General features: G+C 67.3%; 12 protein-coding genes. 2 read left to right on the top strand and 10 right to left on the bottom strand.

Translation table 11 applies throughout. The features are described 5' to 3' along the window. From ssb to ACTQ40_RS10045, 9 genes are all read right to left on the bottom strand, one after another. Positions 1 to 367 (bottom strand): single-stranded DNA-binding protein (ssb, locus tag ACTQ40_RS10085; RefSeq protein ID WP_441141210.1); only part of this gene is annotated, 367 nt, incomplete at its 3' end. Positions 368 to 548: 181 nt separating this feature from the next. Beyond that, complete coding sequence (locus tag ACTQ40_RS10080) at positions 549 to 710, bottom strand: hypothetical protein (protein ID WP_441564060.1); 162 nt, start codon at positions 708 to 710, stop codon at positions 549 to 551. 329 nt (positions 711 to 1,039) lie between these two features. Continuing rightward, positions 1,040 to 1,585, bottom strand: coding sequence for a hypothetical protein (locus ACTQ40_RS10075; protein WP_441042355.1), 546 nt, complete (start codon positions 1,583 to 1,585; stop codon positions 1,040 to 1,042). Positions 1,586 to 1,589: 4 nt separating this feature from the next. Continuing rightward, entirely contained in the window at positions 1,590 to 2,411 is an 822-nt protein-coding gene (locus tag ACTQ40_RS10070) for a PD-(D/E)XK nuclease-like domain-containing protein (RefSeq protein ID WP_441042353.1), read from the bottom strand. A gap of 114 nt (positions 2,412 to 2,525) precedes the next feature. Beyond that, complete coding sequence (locus ACTQ40_RS10065; RefSeq protein ID WP_441085555.1) at positions 2,526 to 3,173, bottom strand: hypothetical protein; 648 nt, start codon at positions 3,171 to 3,173, stop codon at positions 2,526 to 2,528. A gap of 82 nt (positions 3,174 to 3,255) precedes the next feature. Further along, a complete protein-coding gene (locus ACTQ40_RS10060) occupies positions 3,256 to 3,546 on the bottom strand; it encodes a hypothetical protein (RefSeq protein WP_432232230.1) in 291 nt (96 codons plus the stop codon). A gap of 136 nt (positions 3,547 to 3,682) precedes the next feature. Beyond that, positions 3,683 to 3,871: a helix-turn-helix transcriptional regulator gene (locus tag ACTQ40_RS10055; protein ID WP_315888752.1), complete on the bottom strand. Its 189-nt coding sequence runs from the start codon at positions 3,869 to 3,871 to the stop codon at positions 3,683 to 3,685. Next, positions 3,868 to 4,083, bottom strand: a complete 216-nt coding sequence (locus tag ACTQ40_RS10050; protein WP_315888751.1) for a hypothetical protein — start codon at positions 4,081 to 4,083, stop codon at positions 3,868 to 3,870. The genes ACTQ40_RS10055 and ACTQ40_RS10050 overlap by 4 nt, the downstream gene beginning before the upstream one ends. Next, on the bottom strand, positions 4,080 to 4,334 hold the full coding sequence (locus ACTQ40_RS10045; RefSeq protein WP_441042348.1) for a helix-turn-helix domain-containing protein: 255 nt from the start codon (positions 4,332 to 4,334) through the stop codon (positions 4,080 to 4,082). The genes ACTQ40_RS10050 and ACTQ40_RS10045 overlap by 4 nt, the downstream gene beginning before the upstream one ends. Positions 4,335 to 4,403: 69 nt before the next feature. Between ACTQ40_RS10045 and ACTQ40_RS10040 the strand changes: the two genes are divergently transcribed. Both ACTQ40_RS10040 and ACTQ40_RS10035 read left to right on the top strand, forming a co-directional pair. Next, on the top strand, positions 4,404 to 4,775 hold the full coding sequence (locus tag ACTQ40_RS10040) for a helix-turn-helix domain-containing protein (RefSeq protein WP_441085556.1): 372 nt from the start codon (positions 4,404 to 4,406) through the stop codon (positions 4,773 to 4,775). A 31-nt stretch (positions 4,776 to 4,806) separates the two neighbouring features. Continuing rightward, positions 4,807 to 5,166, top strand: coding sequence for a hypothetical protein (locus ACTQ40_RS10035; protein ID WP_441564057.1), 360 nt, complete (start codon positions 4,807 to 4,809; stop codon positions 5,164 to 5,166). On the opposite strand, the gene ACTQ40_RS10030 is transcribed toward ACTQ40_RS10035, so the two are convergent. Further along, positions 5,163 to 6,302 (bottom strand): tyrosine-type recombinase/integrase, encoded by a 1,140-nt coding sequence (locus ACTQ40_RS10030; RefSeq protein ID WP_441564055.1) that lies wholly within the window; start codon positions 6,300 to 6,302, stop codon positions 5,163 to 5,165. The genes ACTQ40_RS10035 and ACTQ40_RS10030 overlap by 4 nt on opposite strands. Positions 6,303 to 6,721: the final 419 nt, after the last annotated feature.

The raw sequence follows: 6,721 nt of genomic DNA, 5'->3' as shown, positions 1-6,721 counted from the left end.
GCCCGCGTTGGCTGCGGTTGACGATGGCGGTCTGGGTGCGCAGCGAGGGTCCGATGTCGTCCACGGACAGCTCGAAGGTGGTGCGGCGCTGACCCTCCTTGTCCTCGTAGGAGCGCGACTGGAGCTCACCGGTCACGATGACCCGCATGCCCCTGCGGAGGGTGTCGGCGGCGTGCTCGGCCATGTCGCGCCAGACGGTGCAGCGCAGGAATGTGGTGTCGCCGTCGATCCATTCGCCGGTCTGCTTGACGTAGCGGCGGTGATTGTGGGCGACCGTCATGGTGGCGACGGCGGCCCCGGCCTGAGTGAAGCGGACCTCGGGAGAGTCCGTCAGGTTGCCGCAGATGGTGATGGTGTTGGTGCTCATGATTGGTCCTCTCTCTGGCCGCAGTGGGTGCAGCGGGCGTGTCGGTACAGGTGTCGTGGGGTGATGGGTTGGCGGTGGTCGTCTAGTCCCATCGCGCCGGTGAGGATGTGGAGGGCGGAGCAGGCTCCCGGGGCGGGGGCTCGGCGGTCGTCACCCGCCCCGGGAGCGATCAGGGTGGGTGTCATGCCGCGACCTGGGTGCGTCGCGTGGAGGCGAGGTAGCGCCGCAGGCCGTCGTCGGTGGAGAGGTCGGCCATGTCGTGCCGGTGACGCTCAGACGCCGACAGGGCCTCGCCAAATGTGGACTGCCACCTTCCGATTCGTCCGCAATTGCAGCGCCACATCCAATGAGCGGGCGCGTCTCTCCAGATGCGGGTCCTGTGCCGGGGATGGAGCCATGCTGCGGCCAGCGCCCGCAGGTCGGCATCCACACGCGCCCAACCCCTCCGATAGTCGTAGTAGCGGTGGGATGTGCATCTGCGCTCGTGGCACAGCGTCCACTCCTCATACCGACGCTCGACCTCGGGGGCGCCCCACTGGTGGATGACGACCTCGCACGGCACGGCGCCGCGCCCGCCGCCCACCTCATCCCCCCATATCTCGACGGCTCCGGTGTCACCGACGATGGTGCGCTGGATATGACCCCACGGACTGATGCTGGTCGTGACGCCGGTCACGACTCGCCCTCCGGCACGATCAGGCCCTCGTCGGGCAGTTCGGCGACGCGACTCTGGATCGCGGCACGCGTGGCCTCGTCGGCGTCCTGCCACAGGGCGCGCAGTTCGTCGCGGTCGGTGATCGCTGACACATCCACGGTCGGCGCAGGCTTTGCGAGTCGCAACGGCTCGACCAGGTACGCGGCCCGCTTCCCGCGCTTCTCTGTCAGCGCGAGGCGCAACGGCTGGGCGATGTCAGACAGGTGGCTGATCTTGATGCCGCCGACCCGCTCGCCGCCGAACTGCACGTCGGGGTCGCGGTACAGGGTGAGCGAGCGGCCCGCGTAGGCCGATGATTTCGTGCCCCACGCTGCGATGAGGACACGACGCATTGTTTTGCTTGGGCGGTAGGGCCGTCCTGGCATCTCGCGCAGGTGGATGTTCACGGGCTGCTCGCCGCCGGGCACCTGCACTCGGTCGACGGTGAACGTGCGCGGGCCGGTCAGCAGGTCCTCCGCGTTGAGCTGGTCGCTCTTCGGCGCGATCGTGTCGTCAATGTCCATCTCGTCACTCCTCTGTGATGTCGTCGTCGTATGCCCATGTGGGCGGGATGAGGGGCCTGATGTCGTGGCTGTATCCGGGCCACCTGCCGGTCTCGACACACTGGCGGTAGAGCGTGATCGCCTGCGCCATCTCACCTTCGCCGAGCGCCAGATAGGAGGGATCAACCTCCCACACGCTGACGAGGTAGGGTGCCGTCTTCTCCTGGGCGACGATGCGAAACGGCAGCAAATCGCCGGTCAACTCTCGGCGGAGGCGGCGATACCATGCGGCCTGTAGGTAGTAGCGGAATCGGTGGGCAGCGGCCAGGAAACCGCGCTCTGAGGCGTCGCGGGCGGTCTTGTAGTCAGCGGTCCACCCCGGATTCATGACATCTGCCCGGCCACGTAGCCATAGTCCGTCAATGCGGGCAAACATCGACTGCTCGCGCTCGCCTGCGAGGGTCTCGACAGCGGCGGGGTGGCGGTATACGACGCCCGCCATGTCCTCTGCGAGGCGCATCTCGGCGGGCAGCAGTGCCACCTGTCCAGATGCGTGGGCAGCGTCGCGCACCTCACGGGCAGCCTTGGTGCGCCACGACTCGGCGGCCACCTCGACCACGCGCTTGCCCTCGCCAAGAATGAGGGCATGGACGGCGCTACCGAGGTCGAGTGCCGCTGTGCGGGGTCTACCGTGCAGCTCGTGGTGCCGGAATCTCGCCGGGCCACCTTCTTCGAGGAGCGCCTTGGCGCGGCTAACGGACAGCGAGCCGTCGGGGATGGGGTCGGCGTGGTAGTCGGCGTCGGGGATGCCGTCATAGATGCCGGGTCGGGTGATGGTGGTAGGCATGTCAATGTCCCTGATCGGTGGGCAGCACTTCCGTCCCGATCCGCAGTCCGGCGCAGACCACGGGCGCGAGGATGACGACGATGGGCACGATGATGTCGAGCACGATGCGGCGGGTCATGACGCACCGCCGAGCGCGGCGAAGTCGATCCCGGCGGCACGCATCGGCTCGGTGAGCGTCGCGAAGTGGGGGGTGGAGATCATGTCGCGGACGACGACGGCCCATGCGGCGTCCCCTGCGGCGTCCCATGCGGCGTCCCATGCGGCGTCCCGTGCGGCGGACCATGCGGCGTCCCGTGCGGCGGACCATGCGGCGGACCATGCGGCGGACCATGCGGCGTCCCATGCGGCGTACCATGCGGCGTCCCATGCGGCGTACCGTGCGGCGATCTGCACCTGGTCATCGGTCAGGGTGGGCAGCAGCGCCAGATAGGCGACCACCTCACGGCCACACGGCCCGAGCGCCTGCCACGCGGGCAGCTCCCGCACCACACGCCACCCAGCGCACCCGACCTTGCGCATCGCCCCGGGCACCACATCGGCCAGCGGCTCCACCTCCAGCAGACGGCTCGGCCACCCCATGCCGGAACAGTCGGCAGGCTCGGTCGATGCGGCCAAATGCCCTGCCGGGTCATACCTGGGCTCACCTGAGGGCGACGGATGCCACACCTCCACACCCTCGACCGGCCCACGCTCAGCCACCCACCGGAAGCCGAGGTCGTACCACGACGTGCCGTCGGGGCGGATAGCCTTGTAGTACGTCATCACACCCACCTCCTCGCAGCGGCGTGCCAGTTGGTCGGCAAGTCGTGGTCGTAGATGCTGTAGTCATCCCAGTTGATCTCGCTCACGATGCCGTCACCTCGATTTGGGTGCTCTTCCCGGGGCGTCGGATCGCCATCTGGATGACGCTCCGTCCAACATCGCGGGCGAACTCGTCACTGGGTCTGATGCACGAGAATCCGTTGAGCCATAGGCGCTCGGGTGAATCGTCGTCCTGGTAAAGGTAGGCGTCGCCGTAGGGCCAAGTGTTCGCCTCGGCTATCGCGGTGACGGCCGCCTCGATGCGCTTGCGGGCCTCCCGCATGTCGGTGATGGCCTGATCGAGTTCGACTAGGTGGGCTAGTAGGTCGCTCACGATTCGTCACCCGCCTCGATCCGCTTGGCGCGGTCGTGGTAGTCGGCGGGGGTGGTGGTAGAGTCTGTCATGTTGAGCTTCCTTTCGGGATTGCGTGGCCCTCGTCGTGACAGCGGCGGGGGCCGATTATTTGTGGTCAGCGGGTGGCTGACCTGCTGATGAGGCGCTCTACCTGATCGGCGGAGAAGACGACGCGCCCCTGTGGTTTGCCGGTCGGCTTGTGGCGGCGCAGCTTCCCGTCGCGGGCCAGCTTGTCGACGGTCCACGTTGATACGCCCATGAGGTCCGCGACGTCGGCGCGGGTCAGCCAGCGGCGATTGGTCATAGGTTGATCCCCTCGGCGCGGAGGGAGTCCTGGAGGTTCTCGCGCAGGTCATTGAGCGCGTCCACGGCGGTGTCAACGATGGCCACCTGCTCCTCACTGAGGACGTCGAGGGCGGCTGAGCCGTCCAGCATTGCGGTGGCACTCCCGATCCTGTGGATCGACTCAGCGAGTTGCGCGATGCGCTGGACCCGGTGCTGGTCGGGGGTGGTCATGCCGCTGCTCCCGCGAGCCGATCCTCAGCGCGGGCGATGATCACCGACACGGGGACGCCCACGACGGCCGCCAGCGTGTCTAGTTCGGCCACCGTGAAAGGTGAGCCTCCGGAGAGACGGCGAGTGAGCGTGGTTCGCGGTATCCCGGTCCTGTCAGCGACGCCCAGTACGGTGAGACCGGCGTCGGTCATCGCCTCCGAGACCACGACTGCGGTCATCTCGGTGACCGTTCGGGGTGGTTTGGTGTCCATATGGTCACCCTATGACACAGGGAACGGTGACGCAACCCCTTTGGTCAAAAAATGACCCAAGATCGGCACATGGACGCCAGATATGGCACAATGGTGACCGTGACGCCTGTAGAGAAGGACCCCAGCAGGGGGCTCAATGCACTGGTCGCAGCCACCGTGCGAGCCGAACGCGCAGCCCGGCGCATCACGGTCAGTCGTCTGGCCGAAATGTCAGGCATGTCGAAGCGGACGCTGGTACGTCTGCTCAATGGCGAGCGTGGCTTCGATGTCGCCCAGCTCGATGCGGTCGCGGTTGCCCTGGGCCTGACGTCCGTCGATATCGTGACCCGAGCCGAGGCCCGCGCCGCCGACATCGACCCCTCCAACTACGACCTCGCCGCCAACCACGACACTGACCCACTCGACTACGAGCGCCGTGCTGCCCCCGACGAGCCCGCCTGACCCGTGGTCCTACCTCGCCTCACTACCAGACGTGCGCCTGGTGTGGGCCGATCTGCCTACCGGCGTCCGGGGGCTCACGAACGGCACCGACACGATCTGGTTGGCGCGGGGCATGTCGCAGCGTGAGCGGCGGGTAGCTCTCACGCACGAGCTGGTGCACCACTACCAGCGCCACACCGCCCACCAGCCGCCCGCCGTCGAGCGCCGGGTGGAGATCGCCACGGCACGGCTGCTGCTGCCCGACCTCGATGCGGTGGCGGTGGCGCTAGCTGCCTGTCCGAGCATGGACACCGCAGCCGAGGAACTATGGGTGACGCGCCGGACGCTCGCAGACCGACTAGGGGCGCTGACTGAGGCCGAGCGCGCCCACATCGTGGCGAAACTGGCCTAGCCCTCCAGCTCACCCATGCGCTCGGCAACGGCCCGGTCTCGGTCGTCGGAGGCCACCTGATACAGCATCGCCATGCGGGGTGTGGTGTGCCCGAGGCGTGCCATGAGCTCGCGGACGGTCGCGCCGGACTGTGCTGCCAGTGTCGCGCCCGTCTTGCGGAGGTCGTGGACACTCATGTCGGGGTGTCCGCAGGCGACCGCGCCCTTGTGGTGGGCGCGCCACATCGCGCCGTCGGTGAGCGGGTCACCGGCGGCGGTGGCGAACAGCAGGCGGTCGCGGTCGCCGGGATGGTCTGCGTCCCACGTCTGGAGCCACTGTGCGATGCCGGTGGCGAGCCATGGCGGGAGGTGGACGGTGCGAACACCGGCGGCGGTTTTGGGGTCACCGAACACCCAGATGCGGGTGTCGTCGGGGCCGGGGAGTCTGGATACGGTGCGGGCGACACGGACGGTGGTGCCGTCGTCGGTGATGTCGCGACGCCGCAGTGCCCTGACCTCGCCGGAGCGGAGCGCGCCGACACCGGCGAGGGCGAGGGGGACGCGCCACTCATCGGCTACGGCGGCGAGGTAGGTGCGCAGCTCGGTCGGGGTGAGCGCCACGGAGACGTGCGCCGGGGCTGGTTTCCCCGCGCCTTTGACGGCGACGGGATTGGTAGGGATCAGCCCATCGTCCACCGCATCACCCATGACGGAGCGCAGCAGCTGGTACGCGTTGCCGTTCTGCGTGGCGGTGGCGGGTAGCGCGTCGTACCAGCGACGCACCATGTCGCGGGTGAGGGCAGTGACAGTGATGTGGCCCAGCTCGGGAGCGATGACGAGCTTGACGAGGTTGCGGTAGGTGGCGGCGGTGGAGTCTCGCAGCGGTTTGCGGCTGCGCTGCTGGCGTCGGGTGATGATGTGCTCGCACCACTGTGCGACGGTGGTGGGGCGGTGCTCGACGGCGCGGTTGGTGGGTGGCGTCCACTGCTGCCGGTCGATCAGTATTTCCTCGTCGCGCAGCCACGCCTCGGCGTCGGAGCGGAGCAGGTAGGTGGAGGGACCGAGGTAGTGGAGGCCGTCGGGCCCGATGTAGCGGGCCTGGTAGCGACCACTGGGGAGCTGTCGGAGCGCGCCGAAGGGGCGTCGTTGTCTGGCCATGCGATGAGTCTATGGCACGCTAGTGGCACGCGAGGCTGCGGAACCTGATTTTTGAGCGTAAATGAGAGAGGTTCAAGTCCTCTCTCGGACACACGAAGAATTGCCCCTGACTAGGTTAAATGCCTAGTCAGGGGCTTTTCTGTGTGTATAGGAGTGTGTGAGAGTGTGCAGGAGTGTGTAGGAGTGTGGCTCACTATGGCACGCTAGATGCACGGCCAAGAAATCTCCCCGGTGTTTTCTCGATCCCCTCTTGCATACCGGTACCCACATATGTATATTGGGATACATCAGATAGGGAAAGGAACCCACTATGAACGCCACGATCACCTACCGCACCGGCAGCTACTACAGCGAGACCGACACAGCCAACCACATCTGGGAGATCTCCGACGAGCAGGGCATCGCCTCCGAGCTGTACG

Source organism: Collinsella sp. Sow4_D11, from assembly GCF_052116465.1.
Taxonomy (GTDB): Bacteria; Actinomycetota; Coriobacteriia; order Coriobacteriales; family Coriobacteriaceae; genus Collinsella.
The sequence above is the reverse complement of the archived record's forward strand: the minus strand, read 5'-3'. Positions and strand labels throughout refer to the sequence as shown.

Coding starts and splice junctions, on each gene's coding strand:
- ACTQ40_RS10040 (WP_441085556.1), top strand. CDS start 4,404: ATGGACGCCAGATATGGCACAATGGTGACCGTGACGCCTGTAGAGAAG.
- ACTQ40_RS10065 (WP_441085555.1), bottom strand. CDS start 3,173: ATGACGTACTACAAGGCTATCCGCCCCGACGGCACGTCGTGGTACGAC.
- ACTQ40_RS10070 (WP_441042353.1), bottom strand. CDS start 2,411: ATGCCTACCACCATCACCCGACCCGGCATCTATGACGGCATCCCCGAC.
- ACTQ40_RS10055 (WP_315888752.1), bottom strand. CDS start 3,871: ATGACCAATCGCCGCTGGCTGACCCGCGCCGACGTCGCGGACCTCATG.
- ACTQ40_RS10075 (WP_441042355.1), bottom strand. CDS start 1,585: ATGGACATTGACGACACGATCGCGCCGAAGAGCGACCAGCTCAACGCG.
- ACTQ40_RS10050 (WP_315888751.1), bottom strand. CDS start 4,083: ATGACCACCCCCGACCAGCACCGGGTCCAGCGCATCGCGCAACTCGCT.
- ACTQ40_RS10045 (WP_441042348.1), bottom strand. CDS start 4,334: ATGGACACCAAACCACCCCGAACGGTCACCGAGATGACCGCAGTCGTG.
- ACTQ40_RS10030 (WP_441564055.1), bottom strand. CDS start 6,302: ATGGCCAGACAACGACGCCCCTTCGGCGCGCTCCGACAGCTCCCCAGT.
- ACTQ40_RS10080 (WP_441564060.1), bottom strand. CDS start 710: ATGTGGCGCTGCAATTGCGGACGAATCGGAAGGTGGCAGTCCACATTT.